The following is a 1,510-nucleotide window of genomic DNA, read 5'->3' on the forward strand; positions in this document are numbered from 1 at the left end:
CAGAAAACGCTCTCGCACTATCTGATCAAGATCGCCCGGCTCGGCGGTTATCTCGCCCGCGCCAGCGATCCGCCGCCTGGCAATACCGTCATGTGGCGCGGGCTGTCACGCCTCACTGACATCGCGCTCGGCGCCATGGTCGGAGTAGAATTTGTGGGTAATTGAAAGCCTCGCCGGAGGCTTACGGAGTGGGCTGCCATCAAGCCAATGTTGCCGAACAAGCCGGCGGCGTACCGCGGGTGAATGACCGCCGTGCACTCAACGGCATCTTCTGGGTCTTACGATCCGGGGCACCATGGCGCGATCTACCTGACGCCTCCGGCCCATACACTACCTGCTACAATCGCTGCGTTCGTTGGCGACGGGCAGGCTGTGTGGGCCGCGATTATCAACGTCCTGGCAGGCGCAAATGATACCGCTGTGCAAATGATCGACCAGCGAAGGACAGACGCTGCACTGCTGGACACTCGCTCCACCCTGGGGTTGGGGGCTGAAGGGATGGAGCGAGCTTCGCCAGGTACAACGCAAGGAGCGTTGTGAGCGCGTCAATAGCCTTCCGATTCGGGCAGCATCGCGGCGACAAAGAGAAAGCAGAGTGGATGCATTGGGACAGCGTCATTGCTGGTAGGCGAACCCGAGATCAAACTTGAAGATGATTTTAGATATTTCGCCTCCGAAAAGCGTCGACGTTGCAGATAAGTCCCAGAAACAAGCGTTACGAGTCTCCCATCGCGATCGGACCGGCGGGGCGGTTGATCAGCCTTCCCTCATGCGCGCAAGCGGACAGGGCGGCGACCGTCATATACGTTCCGCAGGACCACAGAGCCGCCCAGCTGCAGCGATCGGAATCCGGTGAATCGTGTGCTTGATAAGGGCCAACTTGGACGCCCGATCGAATAACGAGCGATTGATGTGTATCAATGCCGCGGCTGCAGGGCACGGATAGAAGTAATGGTCAGCTGCGCTGAGCGGCTGCGAAACAGGTCCGTCTTCGGGCCTTGTCCTCATTACGATAAGGAGGCGCAATGACGCGGCTGCCCCAGGTTGCCGGCGCAGTTGTCGCAATTGCTGTATCTGCAACTGCAATTCACCCGACAACAAGCTCCGCCTTGGCTAAGGGATGGAGCGACAGCCGTCTCGATGAGGAGCGCGGCGTGCGGCATCTTCTGAGGGACCGGATCCGAACGCGCGAAGAGTTGTTGGATCTCATCCTGCAGTCTATTCGAGACCGCCAGGATGTTCGGGGGCGCCGACCCGAACGGATCGACCACTGGCGTGACCGAGGGGGGTGAACACGCGGCGACTGGCGCGGCGATCTGCGAGAGCGAGTCGCCGGGAGCATGACCGAGAGGGGCCATGGCGAGAGGAAGGAGGGTCTCATCTTCTTAAGAGCCCGACCGGAAATTAAAGTTGGGTGATTTCAACTGGTTGTGGATTCTTCGAAGGTGTTCGAAGCCATCGGAGAAGCAGATGACCTGGACCGAAATCACCCGCTGTCAGCATGACAGAC

Annotated in this window: 1 pseudogene; it reads left to right on the forward strand. The window is 59.6% G+C overall.

Going from position 1 to position 1,510, the window contains the following annotated elements:
* Nucleotides 1–207: 207 nt before the first annotated feature.
* Nucleotides 208–435, forward strand: a pseudogene (locus AC5ZGW_RS46230) (transposase); the annotation flags it as partial.
* Nucleotides 436–1,510 lie beyond the last annotated feature (1,075 nt).

It is taken from the genome of Bradyrhizobium sp. Crot121, assembly GCF_059512385.1.